This is a genomic window from Microbacterium sp. Se5.02b, from assembly GCF_019464375.1.
Lineage (GTDB): Bacteria > Actinomycetota > Actinomycetes > Actinomycetales > Microbacteriaceae > Microbacterium.
Window position 1 is genome coordinate 3,819,873 of sequence record NZ_CP080491.1, and the last position, 19,562, is coordinate 3,839,434.

The following is a 19,562-nucleotide window of genomic DNA, read 5'->3' on the forward strand; positions in this document are numbered from 1 at the left end:
TCAGGACACGTCGCGGCGGAGCACGGATTCCACCAGCTTCTCCGCGATGCGGTCGCGCTCGGCGTCGTCGCGGTGGAGCCCGAACGACAGTGCGAGCAGATACCCGCCCTGCGTGTCGCCGGCGACCGTGCCGTCCGCGGCGATGAAGGACGACCCGAACGCGGCGACGATCCGCTCCCGCAGCTCGTCGATGCCGTCGGCCTCGTCGTCCCTGCCGACGAGTCGGAGGGTGCGTGCGGTGAGGTCGGCGCTGTGCGCGAAGTACGCCGTGGACAGCACGTCCTTGCGCGTCTCCTCGCCGATCTGCAGCCAGTCGCCGTAGTCGTTGCCGACCTGTGCGCGCCAGATGAGGGAGGGGTTGTGCCGTTCGACGTGTCGCACCCACGCGATCATGGAGTCGGCCGCCTCCTCCAGCACCGTCAGGTCGCCTGTCGCGCGATGGATGTGCCACGGGATCGTGACGCCGCCGTCTCCCCACGCCGGAGCGCCCTCGCGGAGATGGATGAGGTGCGGCGCGATGTCGGGGAACGCCCCGTCGTCGTTCTGCGCGCTGCGCACGTCGCGCATCCATCGCCGCAGGAGCGGTCCGACGTCGGCGATGGCGAGGGCCGTCGGCGCGAACACCTGGGCGTCGGCGAGCCAGCCCAGGCGCTCGTCCCGCTGGGGGCAGTCGGTCGGTATGGACACGAAGTTGCCCCGGAGCCCCCAGCAGATGTTCTGGAAGAGACGATCGAGCGGGGCGTCCGACGACGAGAAGTCGCCGAGGAACTCGACGTCGTTGTGCAGCACGACGGCCTCGACGTCGCCCGCGTCCAGCGGCCCTTCCAGCCCGGTGATCTCGGCGAACCGGAACCCGTGCAGGGTGAACCGCGGTTCGAAGACCTGCTCCGTCTCCCCGTTGGTCCAGAACACGTCGACGGGCTCGGCGGTTCGCAGGTTCGCGGTGTACAGCTCGCCGTGGTCGAGCACTTCGGCGTGATCGAGCTGGATCCGCGTGCCCGCGGCCTGCCCCCGCACGGTCAGCCGCACGCGGCCGACGAGGTTCTGCCCGAAGTCGACGATGTGGCGCCGCTCCCCGACCTCCTCGACCGAGACCGCCGGCAACGTCACGGTCGCCCTGACCCCCGGGTCCACCTCGGGGGTGAGCCGATCGACATCGGTCCCCACGACCACCGCCGACGACCAGTCGGAGATGTCGGTGTCGGGAAGGTGCCAGTCGGGCTGGGCGCGACGGGAGTCCTCGTACTGTCCCATCAACAGGTCGGCGTAGAGGATCTCACTCGCGGTCTCGCGCCAGGACTCATCCGTGGCGACGAGCGACCGACCGCCGTCCGGGGCGTCCATCGTCAGCTGCGCGAGGAGAGCCGGTTCCGTGCCGTAGTGCTGGGCCTGGTGCCGACGGTCGGTGCCGATGAATCCCACGTACCAGCCGTCTCCGAGCAGGGCGGCGATGCTGTTGCGGCCAGGACGCAGGTGTTCCGTCACATCCCACGACTGGTAGGTGATCCGATCCCGATACTCGGTCCAGCCCGGGGCCAGCTCGTCGGTGCCCACGCGGTGGCCGTTGACATACAGGCGGTAGATGCCCTGTGCCGAGGCGTGCACCTTCGCCACCGCCGGTACGACGTCGAGGTCGAAATGACGGACGAACCGTCGTACCGGCTGGAGCTTGTTCACGGTGAAGCTGATGTCCGTGTCCTGCGGCGGCAGAGCGACGTGCCGGTACACCGGGTTGCGCCCGATCCATGCCGCAGCCCATTCGTCGGGATGGACGATCCCGGTCGCGAACGCGGCGACGCGCTCGACCACCGCACCGGTCTCGTCTTCGACGGTGAGCGTCCAGTCGTAGTCCAGGGACGACGCGAGCGGGGCTCCTCCGTAGCGGACGCCGATGGTCTCCGCCGACTCGACACGGCCGGAGTCCCAGGCCCGTGCGCTGCCTCCTCCCGGCAGGCGCGCGGCGACGACGACGCGATACGCGGTCTGCCGCGCACCCCTCCGGTCGGAGCGCAGGCGCCACGAGAACACCGGTGCCGCGACGATGCCCTGCGGCGCGTCCTGACCGTCGGCGCGCAACGCATAGGGTTCGAACCCGCTCATCCCTTCAGCCCGCCGGCGAAGCCCTGGATGATCTGCTTCTGCATGAGGAAGTAGACGAGCAGTACGGGGACCACGCTGATCACGAGACCGGCGAACACGACCGGCCAGTTCGACACGAACTGCCCGACGAACGCATACAGCGCGACGGTGACGGTCTGCTGCGGAGTGCCGCTCAGGTAGAGCAGCGGCACGAGGAAGTCGTTCCACACCGCGATCGCGTTCAGGATCACCACGGTCCCGGTGATGGGGCGCAGGAGGGGGAAGACGATGCTGAGGAACGTGCGGAACGTGCCGGCGCCGTCGATCGCCGCCGCTTCCTCGTAGTCGCGGTCGAGTGTGCGCAGGAACCCGGTGTACAGGAAGACCGAGAACGGCACCTGGCTGCCCGTGTAGAACAGGATCAGCGAGGCGAGCGAGCCCAGCAGGCCGAGGTCGCGCATCGTCTGGTAGAGCGGGATGAGCGCGACCTGGAAGGGGATCATCATGCCCGCGAGCACGATCCAGAACAGTGTCGTCGACAGACCGGACATGACCCGAGCCAGCGGATACGCAGCCATCGACGAGATCGCCACGATGAGAACGACGCTGGTCACGGTGACGATCGCGCTGTTGAGGAGCGCGGTCCCGAGACCCGCTTGATTCCAGGCCTGCACGAAGTTGTCGAACGTGGGCTGTGCGGCGGGGACGAGCGGCGACGAGGAGTCGTTCGCCGAGCGCAGCGACATGTTCACCAGGATGTACACCGGGAAGACGAAGATCAGCGCGACGCCGATCATCAGGACCTCGCGGGCGAAGACGCCCTTCGTGTAGCGGAACATCAGTCATTCCCCTTCCGGGACAGACGCTGCTGGCCGACGGAGAAGATCGCGACCACCACGGCGAGCACGAGTGCGAGCGCGATGCCGTAGCCGAACTCGTTGAACTGGAACGCCGACTTGTAGAGCAGCGTCGAGAGGGTCTCGGTCGAGCCGCCAGGCCCGCCGGCGGTGAGGACGAACACCTCGGTGAACATCTTCAGGCCGCCGATGATCGTGAGCATCACGTTGATCGCCGTGGCGGGGGCGAGCAGGGGCCAGGTGACCGACCAGAACCGGCGCCACGCGCCCGCACCGTCGACGGCCGCGGCCTCGTTCACCTCCTGCGGGATGGACTGGAGCCCTGCCAGGTAGATCACCATCGAGTAGCCGGCGTGCTGCCAGACCACCATCATCACGATGGAGAACGCCGCCCAGAACGGATCGCCGAGCCAACTGGGCGCGAGGTCGCCGAGACCGACGCCGTCGAGGACGCTGTTGACCGCGCCGTCCGGTGTCAACATGAACTTCCACAGGTACGCCACCACGACCGGTGTGATGACGACGGGCGCGAAGAACAGCACACGCAGGAAGTTGCGGGACTTCAGCCCCGAGTTGACGCCGAGCGCGAGCAGCAGGCCGATCCCGTTCTGCAGCACCGTCACCGCGAAAGCGAAGATCAGCGTCATCTTGAGCGCCTCGAGCGAGCTGTCGCTCGTGAAGATGCGCACGAAGTTCGCGAAGCCGACGAAGTCGTAGTTCTGAGACAGTCCGTCCCAGTCGGTGAACGCGAGCACGGCGCCGCGGATCGACGGCACGATGACCGCGAAGCCGTAGAACAGCAGGGCAGGGATCGCGAGGAGGAGCAGGGTCTTCGACTGCGCGACGCCGACGAAGCGCCGACGTGGACGAGGGGTTTCTTCGACGGGCTCCGCGTGCACGGGTCCGGCCTCTCTCGCCTCGAGGATGCTCATGAGGCGAGGCCTCTCGCCGAGGCGGTGTCCGGTCCGATGAGGGCCTGGACGGCGTGGCTCATCCGTCCCCGCGCGCCGTCGAGGTGCTCGCGGAGCTCGGCGCGCACCTTCTCACCGTCGCCCTCCTCGATGAGGTCGAGCAGGCGTCCGTGATCGTGGGCCGACGGGTGCAGGTCGACGTCTTCCTCGACCGTGAGCTGCATGAGACTGGCGAAGACCGGTTCGTAGGCCTCCCACACGTCGATCAGGCGACGGTTCCCGCCCACGCGGTAGAGGAGGGCGTGGAAGCGCATGTCGGCGTCGGCGAAGTCCGCAGCCGCCGAGCGGTCGGCGCACGCCACCATCTCCTCGACGATCTCGCGTCCGATCCGGAGCTGATCCGGCGTCGCCTGAGCGATCGCACGGGTCACGGCGACGAGTTCGATGGACTCGCGCAGCTCGTAGAGGTCGTCGATGTCGCTCTCGCTGAGTCCGACCACGAAGAAGCCCCGCCGTCGCGACTCGACGAGTCCTTGTGACTCGAGCAGACGCAGCGCATCGCGCACGGGTCCTCGGCTGACGTCGTACTCCGCGGCCACGGAGTCTTCGACCAGGTGCGTGCCCGGTTGCAGTTGTCGCCGCACGATCTGATCGCGCAGCACCGCTGCCAGCTGGTCTCCGAGCGCCGGCGCTCGGGTAGGCCTCATCGTGACCACTGCGTCACCCCTTCGTGTACCGTTAACGATCGACAGTTAACTGGAATCGATTTCAGAAGTCAACTCGGCGCACGAAAAGCCCCGCCTCACGAGAGCGAGGCGGGGCGGCGCGGCCCGATGACAGGCGCGGGTTCCGCTCAGCCAGTCCGGCGACGGGGGTTCAGCTCAGCCAGACAGGCGCGGTCCAACTCAGCCGGGCCGGCGGGGTTTCAGCTCAGCCAGGCCGGCGCTCGACCGCGGAGGAAGGCACCGTCGACCGAGAACCGCCCTGCGCCGGTGAACGCGAGCGCGAGCGCTGCAGCGCCGAGCACGGCGACGAACTCGTACCCACCTTCGCCCACCCAGAGACCGGCGGGCAGGTGTACCGCGACGAGGGCGACGATCATGTCGATCGCGAGCAGGATGCCCACCGGACGGGTGAAGAGTCCGAGCATGAGCAGGAGGCCGCCGATGAGCTCGACGAAGGCGACGATCGGCGCCGCGATCTCGGGCAGCGGGATCCCCATGCCCGCGAAGCTGCCGATCGTTCCGGGCAGCGTGAACTCGAAGATCTTCTGCGCACCGTGTGCGGCGAAGATCGCGCCCGCCACGACGCGCAGGATCAGCAGTCCCAGCGAGGGTGCGGACGAGGAGGCTTTGGTGTTCGTCATGAGGAGTTCTTCCTTCGTGGCAGGACACCCGCGCGCCAGGCGCGGAGCAGGGTCGTTCCCTGCGTCCACGCTAGGAAGCGCACTTTTCCATCTGCTGTGGGCCTGCGCCCCTCGCCTCGCCTCGCGTCGCCCACGGGAGGGCCCCATCGCGGAGCGGGGAAGTGCCGCAACCCGAGGAAGCGGATTCCCGACCTACGCGGTGCCGCGCGGATCCCAGAGCACGACGTCGGTGGAGCGGCGGATGCGGCGGCCGCTCGGCACGGGCACGACGCCCGCTGATCCCGCGGCGAACACGCGCACGCCCGGACGATTCTCGCGCTCGGTGCGCAGGGCGCTCTCGAGCACCGCGATGCGCCCCCGCAGCATCCTGTTCTCGTCTTCGAGGTCGAGCAGACGGGCGATCGCCGGAAGACTCATGCCTTCGGAGGAGAGCTGGGCCACCTCGCGCAACTGCTCGATGTTCCGAGGTGAGTAGCGGCGGGAACCACCGGTGGTGCGTCCTGGTACCACGAGTCCGATGCGGTCGTACTGCCGGAGGGTCTGCGGGTGGAGGCCCGAGAGCTCTGCCGCGGCCGCGATCGCGAACACGGGCGTGTCAGCGTTCATCACAGGCTCTTCTCTCCACTCCTGCTTCCTGCTCCACGTGCTGCTTCCGCACGCGCTGCTCCGCCGCCCGCGCACGCAGGCAGAAACGCCGGATCAGGCACATTCCTCTCGGAACGGCCTGATCCGGCGCGAACGCCTGCGTCGACGCGGGGGCAGCAGAGGTCGATCATCGCCGCGCTTTCGCCATGAGCTCGGCCCGCGGGTTCTCCGTGGGTTCGAGCTCCTGGAACTTCTCCAGCGCCTCACGTGCGGCGTCGTCGAGGTGCGTCGGCACCGCGACCTGGAGTTCGGCGAGCAGATCGCCGGTGCCCTTCGCCGTCGCGACGCCTCGCCCCTTGACGCGCAGCACACGCCCGGAGGGAGTGCCGGGTGCCACGCGGAGCTTGACCACGTCGCCCCCGAGCGTCGGGACCTCGATCGTCGCGCCGAGGGTCGCCTCGGTGAACGTCACGGGCACCACGACGCGAAGGTTGAGCCCGTCGCGCGTGAAGACCGGATGCGGGCGCACCGTGATCTGCACCACGATGTCGCCGTTCTCCCCGCCGTCCGGCGACGGGCGGCCGCGGCCGCGCAGACGGATCTTCTGCCCATCCGCCACACCCGCGGGGATCTTCACCTTGAACGGCTTGCCGTCTTCGCCCTGCAGGGAGATGGTCTCGCCCTGCACGGCCGTCGCGAAGTCGAGCGTGGTGCGAGCCGTGACATCGGCGCCGCGCTGTGGACCGCCGAAGCCGCGATAACCGCCGCTCGGCTGCCCGAAGCGTCCGCCGCCGAAGCTCGCGCCCTGACCCTGGTTGAACATCGCGAAGATGTCTTCGAAGTCGGCGGTCTGCCCCCGACCCTGCTGGCCGAAACGGCTGAACACGTCTTCGAACCCGCCCGCGCCCTGGCCACTCGCCGTGAAGCGAGCGCCGGAGCCCATGGCACGGATCTCGTCGTACTCCTTGCGCTGTTCCGCGTCGGAGAGCACCGAGTAGGCCTCGCTGATCTCCTTGAACTTCGCTTCCGCCTTGGCATCACCCTGATTGGAGTCCGGGTGGTACTTCCGTGCGAGCTTGCGATACGTCTTCTTCAGATCCGCATCGCTGACGTCCTTGGAGACCCCGAGGGTCTTGTAGAAGTCCTTGTCGAACCAATCCTGGCTGGCCATCGATCACCTACTCCGCAGGAACGGCGACGACGACCTTCGCGGGACGCAGCTCGACGTCACCGAGGCGGTAGCCCACCTCGACGACCTCGAGCACCGTGGTCTTCTCGGCGCCGGGGGTCGGCTGCTGGAAGATGGCCTCATGGCGCTGGGGGTCGAATTCCTCGCCCTTCTCGCCGTAGGCCACCACTCCGAGACGCTCGACCACCGCACGCACCTTGTCGGCGATCACGGCGAAGGGCGTGCCCTCCACCAGATCACCGTGCTGGGCTGCACGATCGAGGTCGTCGAGCACGGGGACCAGGCCCTTGGCGGCCTCGCCCTTCGCCCGCTCGATCTCGACCTGCCGCTGTTCTTCGGTGCGACGACGGTAGTTGGCGTACTCGGCCTGCAGTCGCTTGAGGTCGTTCAGCAGAGTGGACTCGAGGTCGGCGAGCACGGCGTCTTCGGCCGCGGCCTCGCCGGTCTGGGTCGCGCCGAGGATGTCGTCGACCGTCAGGTCGTCGGGAGCGCCGTCTGCCGGGGTCTCGTCCGAGCCCTCGGCGGCCTGCGCATCACGGGAATCCTGGTGCGGCACGGGGCCGGATGCCTGAGCATCCGACCCCTCGCTGCGACCTTCGGCGGACTCAGGATTCTGGTTCTCGTCGAAGTTCTTGTCGGTCATGGTTACTTCTTCTCGTCCTCGTCGTCGACGACCTCGGCGTCGATGACGTCTTCCTCGGAGGAGGGGGCGTCACCGGTCGGGGCCTCGCCGTCAGTCGGAGCACCGGCAGCGGCATCCGCCTGCGAGGAGGCGTAGATGGCCTCGCCGAGCTTGGACTGCGACTGGTTGAGCTTGTCGAACGCGGTCTTCACGGCCTCGTCGTCGTCGCCGGCCAGCGCCGTCTTGAGCGCGTCGACGTCGGCCTTGACCTCGGTCTTCACGTCTTCGGGCAGCTTGTCGTCATTCTCGGTGATCAGCTTGTCGATCGAGTACGCGAGCGTCTCGGCCTGGTTGCGGACTTCGGCGGCCTCGCGGCGTGCCTTGTCTTCAGCGGCGTGCTCCTCGGCCTCGCGCACCATGCGCTCGATGTCTTCCTTCGACAGCGACGAGCCGCCGGAGATGACGATCGACTTCTCGGTGCCGGTGCCCTTGTCCTTGGCGGACACGTGCACGATGCCGTTGGCGTCGATGTCGAAGGTGACCTCGATCTGCGGGATGCCACGGGGAGCCGGGGCGATGCCGGTCAGCTCGAACGTGCCGAGCGGCTTGTTGTCGCGCGTGAAGTCACGCTCACCCTGGAAGACCTGGATCGCGACGGACGGCTGGTTGTCGTCTGCCGTGGTGAAGGTCTCGCTGCGCTTGGTCGGGATGGCCGTGTTGCGCTCGATGAGCTTGGTCATCATGCCGCCCTTGGTCTCGATGCCGAGGCTCAGCGGGGTGACGTCGATGAGGAGGACATCCTTGCGCTCGCCCTTGAGGACACCGGCCTGGAGGGCGGCGCCGACGGCGACGACCTCATCCGGGTTGACACCCTTGTTGGCGTCCTTGCCGGTCTCGCGCTTGACGAGCTCGGCGACCGCGGGCATACGGGTCGATCCACCGACGAGCACGATGTGGTCGATCTCGGACACCTTGATGCCGGCTTCGCGGATGACATCCTCGAACGGCTTCTTGGTGCGGTCGAGGAGGTCCTTCGTGAGGTCCTCGAACTTCGCACGGGTGATGGTCTCGGACAGCGACACCGGGCCGGACTCCGTCAGCGACAGGTACGGCAGGTTGATGCTGGTCGAGGTCGAGGAGGAGAGTTCCTTCTTCGCCTGCTCCGCAGCCTCCTTGAGACGCTGCAGGGCGATCTTGTCACCCGAGACGTCGACGCCCGTGGTCTCCTTGAACTGCTTGATCAGGTAGTCGACGAGACGCTGGTCCCAGTCGTCTCCACCGAGGCGGTTGTCACCCGCGGTCGAGCGCACCTGGATCGTGGAGAAGTCGTCGTCCTTGCCCACCTCGAGCAGCGAGACGTCGAATGTTCCGCCACCCAGGTCGAAGACCAGGATGAGTTCGTCTTCCTTGCCCTTGTCGAGGCCGTAGGCCAGAGCGGCCGCGGTCGGCTCGTTGATGATGCGCAGGACGTTGAGTCCCGCGATCTCGCCGGCTTCCTTGGTGGCCTGACGCTCGGCGTCGTTGAAGTACGCGGGAACGGTGATGACAGCGTCGGTCACCGTGTCGCCGAGGTAGGCCTCGGCGTCGCGCTTGAGCTTCATGAGGATGCGCGCGGAGATCTCCTGCGGCGTCCACTTCTTGCCGTCGACGTCGAAGGTCCAGTCGGTGCCCATGTGGCGCTTGACGGAAGCGATCGTCCGGTCGACGTTGGTGACGGCCTGGCGCTTCGCGGTCTCACCGACGAGCACCTCCCCGTCTTTGGTGAAGGCCACGACCGAGGGGGTCGTGCGGAAGCCCTCGGCGTTGGCGATGACCTTGGGCTCGCCGCCCTCGAGGACGCTGACGACGGAGTTGGTGGTTCCGAGGTCGATACCGACAGCACGTGCCATGTGTTCTCTCCTTTGTTGGAAGTTCTTTTACAGAAGTTCGTGTGGCGCAGAAGTCCGCGTTGCACGGAATTCCGCGGCGACCAGGGAAACCTGAGTCGCGATGACTCAACTGTACGCTCGCCCATCGCACGTGTCAAATCGACTTGATACGAGTCGACTCAAGTTTGCCGACACGGACCCAGAGACCCTCTGCGCCCGGTCGGAAATGCGCTGAGGCTGCGAATCAGAAGGGCGCCGGGGCGTGCTCCTCCACGAAGGTGACCGTGTTCTGGGGCTGCTCCCGATCGACATAGACCCTGCCCGTCGGACTCGTCCAGGCATAGGCACCGTCGCCGAGCACCTCGACGACCCACGGGGAATGGTGCTTGAGCACGTGATGGCGGCGGCAGAGGTGACCCAGATTTCGCGCGGCGGTCGGCCCGCCGCGGGCGGCATCGTGATGGTGGTCGATGTCGCAGTCGCGGGCGGCGTGCCCGCAGGCGGGGAACCGGCAACGTTGATCTCGGGCTCGCAGATGCCGTTTCAATTCGGAACCAGGACGGTAGCGATCGACCGCGAGGAGCGCGCCAGTGATCGGGTGCGTGAGGATCCGATCCCATCCGGACACCGCACCTGCAAGAGCCTTCGCCGAGGCGGCGTCGATCGGCGTACGCCCGTCGAGTTCGGCCGGCATTGCACCCTCTCCCATCAGCGTCGTGACCGGAACGGTGACCGACACCGAACCGCGGATCGCGGCGAGGAGACCGTCGCTCGTGTCATGGCCCGCCGGAGCACCGGTGAGCAGCAAGTCGAGAGCGAGGTCGGCGCGGATCTGCGCGACGGTACGCTGATCCGCCTCCTCCTGTTCCTGCACTGGATCCTGATCCTGATCCTGCTCCTGCTCCTGGTCCGAGGCCTGCTCCAGGGGTTCCGGCTTCTGCACGGTCTGCGCCATCTGCGTCAATCGCTCGAACGCACCGTGGACGAGCGCGGACGGCCCGAGCAGACCGAGTTGCGACATGCCATCGCCGACTTCTTTCACCCAGACGGACCGCTTCTCTCGCGCATCCCTGTGCCGCTCGTCGACCGACCGGGACTGGAAACGCTCCGCGACCCGCCGCCCATGCCGCGACACCCGGTTCGGGGATTCCGATTCGGCGAAGGGGACCATCTCGGCGGAGTATGCGTCGCGATCGGCTGCGTCTTCCAGATGCTCTGCCGCATCGCAGATAGCCCGCCCATGTGCGGCGCTGATCCGGCCGGCTCCCTGGGCGGCCCATACCAGCGGAAAGCGCTCGACCCGCCACACCGCCTCCGTCATCCGCGCCTGCAGTGTGCGGTCGCTCACGCGCAGCGCCGCCGCCATCTCGGCCGCGACCGTGCGAGCCGCGAGGTCGCCGAAATCGGGATGGTCCGCTTCGTCGGCCACCTGCAGCGCGAGCCGGGAACCGACTGCGAGAACGCCGTCGCGCGCGGCCTGCAGACTGCTGATCGTGCGCTCCAACCCGACGAGCATGTCGGCGAGCTCGGCAAGCGTCTTCACCTGCTCGACCGTCGCGTCCGCCAGTGCTGCCATACCTCGAGTCAATCAGGGACCACCGACATTCAAAGTGCCAGATCAGGGGTCGAAAACGTAATATCGATATACGGTCGCGGAGGTTCCACAACTCGCCGCGATATCGATCCGCACATCCCGAAAGCGATACTTGACCCTGACACTGTGGCAGACGGGAGAACAGAGACATGTTGTCCATCGGAGCGTTCGCACAGATCGGCCAGGTGACCCACCGGATGCTCCGGCATTGGGACACAGCCGGGCTGCTCGTGCCCGCCCACGTGGACGAGTTCAGCGGATACCGGTCCTACGACCCCTCTCAACTGGAACGACTGCATCGGATCGTCGCCCTGCGCCAGCTGGGTTTCGGACTCGATGACATCTCGTCGATCCTCGAGCGGGGCGTCGATGCCGATCGCATCGCCGCCCTGCTGCGCATCCGTCGCGCCGAGGTCGAGCAGGAGCACCGGATCGCCGCCGAGAGACTCGTCGACGTGGAACGGCGTCTCCACCTCATCGAAAGAGAGAACCACATGTCCCCGATCGAGATCATCGAGAAGCCCCTTCCCGCGGTGCGTCTGGCGGCGATCCGCACGACCGTCGCGGACCAGCCATCGGTCGCCGGCGTCGTCGGCCCCGCGTTCGACACGGTCGCGGAGATCATCGGCGACGACCATTCCCTGTCCACCCCGATCGCCCAGTACGAGACACTCGACGACCGGCTCCAGGTGACCGTCGGCTACACCTACTCCGGCCCGGCCCACGACGGGTTCGAGATCATCGAGCTGCCCGCCGCGGATCAGGCCGTCTGCGGCATCCACCTCGGGTCTATGGACCACATCGACGAGAGCTGGCAGGCCATCCACTCCGAGATACTCGCCCGCGGTCTGGTGCACGACGGCCCGTGCAGGGAACTGTACGTCCGTGCGATCGGCGACGACCAGTCGGACTGGGTGACCGAACTGCAGCAGCCGGTGCGGCGCGGCTGAGCCCGTGACCCGCGGCTGAGCCGGACGGCCTGCCGACGCCACGACGATCCGCCGAGGGTATGACGATTCGCCGACCGATCACCGTGGATCCGTCGGGGAATCGTCGTCACCTCAGGGAATCGTCCCCTCGGGGAATCGTCGTCACCTCAGGGAATCGTCCCCTCGGGGAATCGTCGTCACCTCAGGGAATCGTCGTCACCTCAGGGAATCGTCGTCACCTCAGGGAATCGTCACCGCCGCGAGCGCGACCCCGTTAGGCTGACCGGCATGACGCGCTCCGCCCGCATCCCCCGGTTCCTGGCCGCGACAGCGATCGCGGCGGTCGCCCTCGTGTCCTTGAGCGGGTGCCTGTACTCGCAGATCCCGGAGACCGCTCCTTCTTCCGCGCCTTCCTCGGAGAGCGGGGACCCGTCGGAGGCGCCGACCGAGAGCGCACAGGGATCGACGTTGACCTTCGAAGAGGGGCTCGACCTCGCGAGCGACACCTACATCGAGTGGGGCGACGGCTTCCTGGCCGACGAGCGATGGGAGACCGTCTCCCCGGACGACGGCAACGGCGGCTGGACGTACGGGACGGCCGACGGCACCTGCACCGTGCGGTTCTGGCAGGGCCACCTGACCGATGTGCCCGTCGTCGACGGCGATGACAGCGCGTCGTCGGACGCGATCCTCGGCGTCTTGCTGGAGACCCCGACTGCGGACATCACTCCCGTCGCGACCACCGGCGAGTTCAGCTACATGGCCGGCGGCAGCGGCGGGGTCGAGATGCGCCAGGTCAGCGCGGTGGAGGGCTCCCGCTCCTGGCTCATGGCCGCGCGCGCGTTCACGCAGACCGGGGTCGGCCTCTACACGATCGTGGACTGCACGGCCAACGACGCCGAGAAGATCATGGACGACGTCAACGAGGCGAACGCGATCGTCGTCACGCCGTGACCGGAGGCGGCCTCACTTGCCGCCGGGAGGTCCGATCAGCAGCAGGATGACATAGAGCGCGACGATGCCGACGGCGAGCAGCACCGCGAGCACCCAGGGACGCTGCAGGAACCAGCGCATCACACGGTCGTACCAGCGGCGATCACGCGGATCATCGGTCTGCTCGAGACGCCAGGCCCCCTCGAGGCGGCCGGAGCGATGCAGCCAGATCTCGGTCGGGATGGTGGCGTACGGGATCACGGCGCTCGCGACGGCGAGGACGCCGACACCGAGGTGCCAGCGCTGATTGAGCGCGACGAGGATCGCGGTCGCCGCGTAGGCGAGGAACACGAAACCGTGGATGCCGCCGCCGACGGTCACCACCACCCCCGGAGCGCCGACGGCGCGGGCGATGATCGCGCCGATCAGGATCGTCCAGGTGATCGCCTCGGCGATCGCGAGAACACGGAAAAGACGGTCGGGGGTACGGAACACGGGACTCCTCGGGTGGGGTCCTTCCACCGTATCCGGAGGCCCCTACCCGTTCGAATCAACCGAATGGTTGAACCTGTCGGAATATCAAGCATCGCGACGGCGTTGCCGAAGGCATGGTGACAGTGGATGCGGACGCGCTCTCGCAGGTGCTCGGATCCGTCGACCTGCGCGTCGGCATCGGCCGGCGCGCCTCACTGCCGGCGGGAGGGCTGCTGCCGATCCCCACCGACACCATCACCCTGGTCTACATCGTGCACGGCGGCGTGGTCGGGCATCCTCCGCTCGGCGAGGGCTGCCATCTCGACGTCGACCCGGGGTCTCGGCGTCTCACGCTCGACCCCCTGGCCCGGCACGACGCGCTCGTCGCCGGCGACGCCTTCCTCACGCTCGGCGGATCGCCGTTCGTGCTCGAAGCCCGCGACGACACGAGCCTCATGATCGCCGACATCCAACTCGCCGATGCCACGTCGCCGCTGCCCGCCCTGCTGCCGCCTTTCCTCACCGTCACCGGCTTCGACGCGATCGAGCCTGCGGCTGCCGCCCTCGCCCTGAACATGGGCGTCATCGATCACTCCCAGAAGCCCGCCCGCCAGGGCGACCCCATCATCTGCCGCATGATGGCGACGACCGTGCTGCTGTCCGTCATCCGGGCATGGGCGGCGAACGGATGCGCGCCGACGGGCTGGCCCTCACTGTCGACCGACCCGTTCCTCGACCGTGTGGTCGATGCCATCCGCGAGGAACCGGGCCGCGACTGGACGGTCGAGCGTCTCGCCGCGATCAGCGCCATGTCGAGGTCGACCTTCGCCGAGCGGTTCCGCAGCACGGTCGGCCGCTCCCCCGCCGACTATGTCACCGAGGTGCGCATCGACGCCGCGAAGCGGATGCTCGAGGCCGGACGCTCCGTGTCGGAGGTCTCCCGCGAACTGGGCTACGCCTCCGACGAGGGTTTCAGCCGCGCGTTCCGACGCCGCACCGGGCTGACCCCCTCGTCGTGGCGCCTGGCGAATCGGACGCCGATCCCCGCCTGACGCCGCCGTCCGGCACGGCCGTCACCCCCTGCTGCTCACTCGGTTCGACGCTCCGAACAGCACCGCACCGGCGAGAAGCGCGACGGCGCCGATCACGTACACCAGCTCGACGTTCAGCGTGTCGACGAGCAGGCCGCCGATACCGGCCGCGAGCGTGATGGCGCCCTGGAACCCGACGACCACGAGACTGCCGCCCGCCTCGAGCCGGTCGGGCATGCGGTGCCCCACCCAGGTGTTCACGACGATCAGCCAGGACGAGAAGAAGAAGCCCCACACGACGACGACGATGCCGACACCGACGATCGATCCGGAGAACAGGATCATCGACAGGACCGACACGGCGATGACGAGGGGAGCGAACACCGCGAAGAACACGAACGTGCGGTCGATCACGAGCCCGATCGCGATGTTGCCCAGGAGCCCACCGACGCCGAACAGCGCGAGCAGCACGACGATGGTCGAGGCGTCGACCTCGGGGATCCGCTCGAGAGCCAGGCGCACGTAGGTGTAGGCGAGGAAGTGCCCGAGCACCACGAGCACGTGCCCGACCATGCCGAGCCCGATGCCCGGTCGACGCAGTGTGTCGACGAGCAGGCGCAGACTCGACGCGCGCTCCGCCGGCACCGACGGCAGCGCCAGTCGCAGCACCACCGAGAGCAGCACCATGAGCACGCCCGCGATCGCGAACACCATCCGCCAGTCGACGAGCTCCGCGAGCATGACGCCCAGCGGCACGCCGGCCACGGTCGCGAGCGAGACACCGGCCGAGGTGAACATCACGCCGCGCCCGAGGTTCTCAGAACCGGCCAGCCGCGCGGCGACCGTGATCGACATCGCCCAGAAGGCGCTGATCGCCGCCCCCAGCAGGAAGCGCGCCAGCAGCACGATGATCAGATTCGGAGCGATCGCGACGATCAGGTTCGACACCGCTGCGGCGAGCGCCATCCACACGAGCAGCGACCGACGGTCGAGACGCGGGAAGATGAGGCCGATCGTCGGAGCCACCAGGAGTCCGACCAGTGCCGTGACCGTCACCGTCTGCCCGGCCTGACCGGGAGTGACCCCGAGTCCGTCGGCCATCTCGGTGAGCACGCCGTTCGGGAGGAACTCGGCCGTGACCAGCAGAAAGCCCATCATCATCAGGACGATCAGTCCGCCGTAGCGGATGCGGGCGGCAGCAGTGGGCGGCACTGTGGGAACGGGCGCTGTCGTGGTCATGGTTCCACGCTCGCAGCATCCGGATGCCGTCGCCCGACCAGGCGTCTGCCGCATCCGACCATTCGTCCGGAGCTGACTCGACCTGGACAAGCTCGCGACGGACCCCCTAGGCTCGACGACGCACCGGGACGAGCCCGGGAAGCCCGAGCGGAAGGAGCCGATGACATGAACACGGTCATTGTCGCGCTCACCGCCGACCACCTTCCCTTCGAGGCCACCCGCTCCTGATCCTGGCGTGGCCTCCCGCTCACGGAGCCACACCTTGTCTGATCACTTCGCTTCCTCGGAAGCAGCGTCCTTCGACGCGACCTCGTCCTCTCTCCACTCTCGCTCGTTCGATGCGACCCGCTTCGACGCCCTCGAGACCGAGCTCTCCTTCGCCGACGTCGACCCCGGCGAGGGGCAGCGGTGGTCCACCTGGCCCGCGATCACCCCGTCGGAGCGCGGTCCGGAGCCGTGGCCGGCGTGGGTCGTGACCTCGGCCGGCGCCCTCGACACCGAACGCGGCATCCTCAAGACCGGGAAGGAGGCCGACGTGTTCCTGCTCGAACGCGCCGTGCCCGGTGACCCCGCTCAGAGCACGCTGCTCGCGGCGAAGCGCTATCGCAGCGCGGAGCATCGCAGCTTCCACCGGTCGTCCGTCTATACGGAGGGCCGCAGCACCAGGAACACCCGCGACACCCGGGCTCTCGCCAAGAAGTCGGACCACGGTCGCGAGGTGGCGGCGGCGCAGTGGTCGTTCGCCGAGTTCACGGCGCTGTGCCGGATGTGGGAGCGGGGTGCACCCGTCCCCTACCCCGTGCAGGTGAACGGCACCGAGGTGCTGATGGAGTTCCTGGGCGACGCCGACGGCACGGCAGCGCCGAGGCTCGCCCAGGTACGCAGCGACCGGACAGAGCTGCAGGAGTACTACGCGCAGGTCGTCGACCTGATGCGGATCTTCGCCGCGTCCGGGTTCGGCCACGGCGACCTGTCGGCCTACAACCTCCTCGTGCACGAGGGCAGGGTGCGGGTGATCGATCTGCCGCAGATCGTCGACATCATCGCCAACCCGCAGGGGCTCGATCTGCTGCACCGCGACTGCGTGAACATCTGCGACTGGTTCGCCCGGCGCCGGGTCGACTGCGACGCCGAGAACCTGTTCGCCGAGCTCGTCGCGGCGCTGTACTGACCCGAGTCCCTCCGGCCGGCTGTCGGCGCACTCTCTGTCGGCGAGCCGGCCCCAGAACGACAGAGAATGCGACGGGAGCGGGGTGGCGGAAAGACAGGGATCAGGCGGCGAGGCGGGCGGCCAGCAGCGTCACGAGCTCGTAGACGACGTGGCTCGCGGCGATGCCCGTCATCTGGGCGTGGTCGTATGCGGGCGACACCTCGACCACGTCAGCGCCGACGATGTTCTGCGATGTCAGCGCGCGCAGGATCCGCAGCAGCTCGCGGCTCGTGAGCCCACCCGCCTCCGGGGTGCCTGTGCCGGGCGCGTGCGCCGGGTCGAGCACGTCGATGTCGATCGATACGTACAGCGGCTTGTCGCCGATGCGCTGCAGGATGCGGGCGATGCCGGCCTCGACCCCGTGCTCCTCGATGTACTCGCTCGACACGATCGAGAAGCCGAGGCGCTCGTCGTCCTCGAGGTCCTGCTTCGAGTACAGAGGTCCCCGGGTGCCGACGTGACAGCTCGCGGTGAGGTCGATCAACCCCTCCTCGCTCGCGCGGCGGAAGGGCGTGCCGTGCGTGATGGGCGCGCCGAAGTAGGTGTCCCACGTGTCGAGGTGCGCATCGAAATGCAGCACCGCCACCGGACCGTGCTTCGCGGCGACCGCCCGCAGCAGCGGCAGGGCGATCGTGTGGTCGCCGCCGATCGTGACGATGCGCTGCACCTGCTCGCCGAGCGCCAGCGCCGCACGCTCGACCTCGGTCACGGCCTCGGTGAGGTCGAAGGGGTTGACCGGGATATCACCGGCATCCACCACCTGGGCGACCTGGAACGGCGACACGTCCTGAGCAGGGTTGTACGGTCGCAGCAGACGCGACGACTCGCGCACGTGCGACGGACCGAAGCGCGTGCCGGGGCGGTAGCTCACACCGGAGTCGAACGGGATGCCGACGACCGCGATGTCGGCGCGGGGAACGTCTTCGATCCGCGGCAACCGCGCGAAGGTCGCGATGCCGGAGTAGCGGGGGTTCACAGACGCGTCGATGGGGCCCACGTTCTCGGTCATTGCTCGTTCCTGTTCGTCGGGGTCAAGAGGGTTCGGGATGTCGGGGTTCAGACGGCGTGCTGCGGGATGTGCACCAACTGCACTCCCCGTCGGCGATCGCGGCCCGGATGCTCGATGCGATGCCGTCGCGCCGCTCCACCCGCCGCCCCGTCGCGCCGAACGCGGTCGCCAGCGCGGCCCAGTCGGGCTGCACCAGGTCGACGCCGATCGGGGTCATGCCGCGGTCGACCTCGTTCTGGCGGATCTCGGCATAGCCGCCGTTGTCGACGCACACGACCGTGACGTCGAGACCCTGCTCGACCGCGGTCACGAGCTCGTTCACGCAGAACATCAGGGCGCCGTCGCCGATGACCGTGACGACCGGACGTTCGGTCTGCGCAACCCTGGCGCCGATCGCGGCGGGCAGGCCGTAGCCGAGGGTGGCGTAGGTGGGCGTGTACAGCAGAGAATGCGGCTGCCGCGACTGCAGCACGCTCCCGAGTGCCAGATACACGATCTGCGAGGAGTCGCCGGCGACGATCGCATCGTCGGGCAGGGCATCGGCGATGATCTCGGCCAGAGCCACCGTCTCGGGCGAGGTATCCCGCATCTCGGCGTCGATCGCCGCGCGCTCGATGGTCAGCTCGCGTGCCGGACGAGCGTCGACGGCGAGCAGCTCCAGAAGGGCGCCGGTGACCGCAGCCGCATCGCCCGTGATCCCGACGGTCGCTGCGAGGTTCTTGTCGCGCTGCGACGCCGAGATGTCGACACGGATCACGCTTCCGCGCGCGTCGAGGCGCGGCGCCCACAGCTCCGCCTCGCCGAGCTTCGAGCCGACGACGAGCAGCACGTCGGCGTCTTCCGCGACCGCGCGGGCCGCGGCGAGACGCAGGTTCGACCCGAGCGAGAGCGGGTGCCGCTCATCGACCACACCCTTGCCGTTGAGGGTCGTCAGCACCGGGGCGCCGAGGCGCTCGGCGAGCGCGGTGACTTCGTGGGAGGCATCCGTCGCGCCCCCGCCCGCGAGGATCACCGGGGTCGTCGCGGCGGCGAGCAGGCGAGCGGCCTCGGCGAGCGTGGCGGGTTCTCCCGAGACACGGACGGGCACAGGGCGCGGCTGTCGCGCTTCGACGGGGACATCGGCCGGAGCCTCGAGCACGTCGAGCGGGATCTCGATGTGCACAGGACGAGGGCGACCGGTGCGGAACAGGGCGAACGCGTCATGCACGGCTTCGACGGCCTCGGCGGCGCTGGTCACCCGGCGTGACCACTCGGCGATGGCCGCGACCATGGCCGACGCATCCTTCGTCTCGTGCAGTGTGCCCACGTCGGCGAACTCGGCGCCGAGGGGCACTCCCGGCGAGAGGACGATGAGCGGACGCGACTCGCAGAACGCCGTCCCGATCGCACTCATCGCGTTCTGGAGGCCAGGACCGGAGGTGGTGATCACCACGCCCGGGAGCCCGGTCTGCTGCGCCCAGCCGTCGGCGCCGTAGCCCGACCCCTGCTCGTGACGGTTCGTCACCGCACGGATGCCGAGGTCGGCGAGCGGCCGGTAGAACTCGAGGTTGTGGGTGCCGGGGATGCCGAAGATCGCGGTCACGCCATAGGCGCGGATCGTCTCCAGCACGGCGCGTCCGGCGGTGTCGGCGTACTGATCTGCCGCCGTGGTGTCGTTGCTCATCGT

General features: G+C 68.4%; 18 protein-coding genes. 4 read left to right on the forward strand and 14 right to left on the reverse strand.

Annotated elements, in window-relative coordinates:
• The 10 genes from K1X59_RS19145 to K1X59_RS19190 form a co-directional block, all read right to left on the reverse strand.
• Window positions 1-2,100 (reverse strand): family 78 glycoside hydrolase catalytic domain, encoded by a 2,100-nt coding sequence (locus K1X59_RS19145; RefSeq protein ID WP_220173735.1) that lies wholly within the window; start codon window positions 2,098-2,100, stop codon window positions 1-3.
• Window positions 2,097-2,918 (reverse strand): carbohydrate ABC transporter permease, encoded by an 822-nt coding sequence (locus K1X59_RS19150; protein ID WP_183151212.1) that lies wholly within the window; start codon window positions 2,916-2,918, stop codon window positions 2,097-2,099. Before K1X59_RS19150 ends, K1X59_RS19145 begins: the two co-directional genes overlap by 4 nt.
• Complete coding sequence (locus tag K1X59_RS19155) at window positions 2,918-3,868, reverse strand: carbohydrate ABC transporter permease (RefSeq protein WP_183151213.1); 951 nt, start codon at window positions 3,866-3,868, stop codon at window positions 2,918-2,920. Before K1X59_RS19155 ends, K1X59_RS19150 begins: the two co-directional genes overlap by 1 nt.
• Window positions 3,865-4,554: a GntR family transcriptional regulator gene (locus K1X59_RS19160; RefSeq protein WP_183151214.1), complete on the reverse strand. Its 690-nt coding sequence runs from the start codon at window positions 4,552-4,554 to the stop codon at window positions 3,865-3,867. Before K1X59_RS19160 ends, K1X59_RS19155 begins: the two co-directional genes overlap by 4 nt.
• Window positions 4,555-4,772: 218 nt before the next feature.
• Window positions 4,773-5,213, reverse strand: a complete 441-nt coding sequence (locus K1X59_RS19165; protein WP_183151215.1) for a DoxX family protein — start codon at window positions 5,211-5,213, stop codon at window positions 4,773-4,775.
• A 192-nt stretch (window positions 5,214-5,405) separates the two neighbouring features.
• Complete coding sequence (locus K1X59_RS19170; RefSeq protein WP_183151216.1) at window positions 5,406-5,819, reverse strand: heat shock protein transcriptional repressor HspR; 414 nt, start codon at window positions 5,817-5,819, stop codon at window positions 5,406-5,408.
• Between the two features lie 166 nt (window positions 5,820-5,985).
• Complete coding sequence (locus tag K1X59_RS19175; RefSeq protein WP_220173736.1) at window positions 5,986-6,969, reverse strand: DnaJ C-terminal domain-containing protein; 984 nt, start codon at window positions 6,967-6,969, stop codon at window positions 5,986-5,988.
• 7 nt (window positions 6,970-6,976) lie between these two features.
• A complete protein-coding gene (locus K1X59_RS19180; RefSeq protein ID WP_183151217.1) occupies window positions 6,977-7,630 on the reverse strand; it encodes a nucleotide exchange factor GrpE in 654 nt (217 codons plus the stop codon).
• A 2-nt stretch (window positions 7,631-7,632) separates the two neighbouring features.
• Complete coding sequence (gene dnaK / locus K1X59_RS19185) at window positions 7,633-9,498, reverse strand: molecular chaperone DnaK (protein WP_183151218.1); 1,866 nt, start codon at window positions 9,496-9,498, stop codon at window positions 7,633-7,635.
• A gap of 223 nt (window positions 9,499-9,721) precedes the next feature.
• The gene (locus tag K1X59_RS19190) at window positions 9,722-11,053 is read right to left on the reverse strand and encodes an HNH endonuclease signature motif containing protein (RefSeq protein ID WP_183151219.1); all 1,332 of its coding nucleotides are present in this window, start codon (window positions 11,051-11,053) and stop codon (window positions 9,722-9,724) included.
• 167 nt (window positions 11,054-11,220) lie between these two features.
• On the opposite strand from K1X59_RS19190, the gene K1X59_RS19195 reads away from it, so the two are divergent.
• Window positions 11,221-12,021, forward strand: a complete 801-nt coding sequence (locus K1X59_RS19195; RefSeq protein WP_183151220.1) for a MerR family transcriptional regulator — start codon at window positions 11,221-11,223, stop codon at window positions 12,019-12,021.
• 267 nt (window positions 12,022-12,288) lie between these two features.
• Window positions 12,289-12,954: a hypothetical protein gene (locus tag K1X59_RS19200; protein WP_220173737.1), complete on the forward strand. Its 666-nt coding sequence runs from the start codon at window positions 12,289-12,291 to the stop codon at window positions 12,952-12,954.
• Window positions 12,955-12,966: 12 nt separating this feature from the next.
• Here the strand turns inward: K1X59_RS19200 and K1X59_RS19205 are convergent, their stop codons facing one another.
• Complete coding sequence (locus K1X59_RS19205; RefSeq protein ID WP_183151222.1) at window positions 12,967-13,428, reverse strand: DUF3817 domain-containing protein; 462 nt, start codon at window positions 13,426-13,428, stop codon at window positions 12,967-12,969.
• Between the two features lie 113 nt (window positions 13,429-13,541).
• Here K1X59_RS19205 and K1X59_RS19210 point away from each other — a divergent pair, with 113 nt between their 5' ends.
• The gene (locus K1X59_RS19210) at window positions 13,542-14,459 is read left to right on the forward strand and encodes a helix-turn-helix domain-containing protein (RefSeq protein ID WP_220173738.1); all 918 of its coding nucleotides are present in this window, start codon (window positions 13,542-13,544) and stop codon (window positions 14,457-14,459) included.
• Between the two features lie 21 nt (window positions 14,460-14,480).
• Here K1X59_RS19210 and K1X59_RS19215 read toward each other — a convergent pair whose 3' ends face one another.
• A complete protein-coding gene (locus K1X59_RS19215) occupies window positions 14,481-15,677 on the reverse strand; it encodes an MFS transporter (protein ID WP_183151223.1) in 1,197 nt (398 codons plus the stop codon).
• A gap of 262 nt (window positions 15,678-15,939) precedes the next feature.
• Here K1X59_RS19215 and K1X59_RS19220 point away from each other — a divergent pair, with 262 nt between their 5' ends.
• Complete coding sequence (locus K1X59_RS19220) at window positions 15,940-16,848, forward strand: serine protein kinase RIO (protein WP_220173739.1); 909 nt, start codon at window positions 15,940-15,942, stop codon at window positions 16,846-16,848.
• A 100-nt stretch (window positions 16,849-16,948) separates the two neighbouring features.
• Here K1X59_RS19220 and speB read toward each other — a convergent pair whose 3' ends face one another.
• Entirely contained in the window at window positions 16,949-17,896 is a 948-nt protein-coding gene (speB, locus tag K1X59_RS19225) for an agmatinase (protein WP_183151224.1), read from the reverse strand.
• A 22-nt stretch (window positions 17,897-17,918) separates the two neighbouring features.
• Window positions 17,919-19,559, reverse strand: a complete 1,641-nt coding sequence (locus K1X59_RS19230; protein WP_258566947.1) for a thiamine pyrophosphate-binding protein — start codon at window positions 19,557-19,559, stop codon at window positions 17,919-17,921.
• Window positions 19,560-19,562 lie beyond the last annotated feature (3 nt).